General features: G+C 67.7%; 1 protein-coding gene. It reads right to left on the bottom strand.

All coding sequences use genetic code 11. From position 1 onward, the window contains the following. Positions 1-13: 13 nt before the first annotated feature. Positions 14-1,282 carry an IS256 family transposase gene (locus U9980_RS24125; protein ID WP_322770026.1) on the bottom strand — a complete coding sequence of 423 codons (1,269 nt, stop codon included), beginning with the start codon at positions 1,280-1,282 and terminating at the stop codon, positions 14-16. Positions 1,283-1,451 lie beyond the last annotated feature (169 nt).

Here is a 1,451-nt window from a genome sequence, read left to right on the forward strand (position 1 = left end):
AGCCCAACACTCGTCATGCGACCCGTTCCAGAGGTCGCTCGACGAGTTGGCCGTTGACGAACGTGGCGCCGGCGCGGACGAGCGCGACGAGGTGGGGGGCATTGACCGCCCGCCAGCGGGCCTGGGCTGACTCGATGAGCTTGAACGCCATCGCCAGGCCGGCGGCCCGACTACCAGGACCCTTGGTGACCTTGGTCCGGTGTCGGACGGTCGCGAACGTCGACTCGATCGGGTTCGTGGTCCGCAGGTGGATCCAGTGCTCCGCCGGATAGTCGTAGAACGCCAGCAACACCTCCAGATCCCCGGTGATCTTTCCGGTGGCCTTCGAGAACTTCGCCCCGTAGGCCGCGACGAACGCCCGGGCCGCCTGTTCGGCGTGCGTCTTGTCCTCGGCGTTGTAGATCTCCGCCAGCGCCTTCTTCGCCCCGGGATGCGCCGACTTCGGCAACGCGGACAGCACATTCCCGATCTTGTGGAACCAGCAGCGTTGCTCCTTCGCCTCCGGGAACACCTCGCGCAGCGCACCCCAGAACCCCAACGCCCCGTCCCCGACCGCCAGCACCGGCGCGGACATCCCGCGCCGGGCGCAGTCGCGCAGCAGGTCAGCCCACGACCCGGTCGACTCCCGGTAGCCGTCCACGATCGCGATCAGTTCCTTGCGGCCGTCCGCGCGGACCCCGACCAGCACCAGCAGACACAGCTTCTCTTCGTCCAGGCACACATTGACGTGGATCCCGTCGGCCCACAGGTAGACGTAGTCCACGCTCGAGAGATCCCGGTCGGCGAACGCCCGGTAGTCGTCCTGCCAGGTCTTCGTCAGCCGGGTGATGGTGGCGGCGGACAGGCCGGCCGAGCTGCCGAGGAACTGCTCCAACGCCGGCACGAAGTCCCCACCGGACAGCCCATGTAGGTACAGCAACGGCAACACTTCGGAGATCCGCGGGGACTTCCGGCACCACGGCGGCAGGATCGCCGAGGAAAACCGCGCCCGCTCCCCGGTCACCGCATCGACGCGCTTGTCGTTCACCCGCGGCGCACGGACCTCGACCGCGCCGGCCGCCGTCATCACCTGCCGCGGCTGCGCATGGCCGTTACGAACCACCAGCCGCCGACCGGACTCGTCACGCTCGCCGGACAGCTCGGCGAGATAGGCGTCGACTTCGGCTTCCAACGCTGCGGCCAGCATCCGCCGCGCACCATCACGCACGATCTCGTCGATCAGTGACGGCGTCCCCGCCGCGTCACCATCCTGCGAACCGCCGCCTTCGACCACCGTCAACACGGGCGTACCTTCCCGACCGACGCGCCAACGTCGGCCTGCTTGAGACCTCAACCTCGATCACCGGGAAGGTACGCCCCTCCCAGCCGATCAACAGGTCTCAACCATTGCTCCTGAAAAGGTCAACTTTGCTGTTTCCTGGTACCGGGAAGCGACCTGCATCGGCGTGTTC

It is taken from the genome of Protofrankia sp. Cr1 (assembly GCF_963555865.1).
Lineage (GTDB): Bacteria > Actinomycetota > Actinomycetes > Frankiales > Frankiaceae > Protofrankia.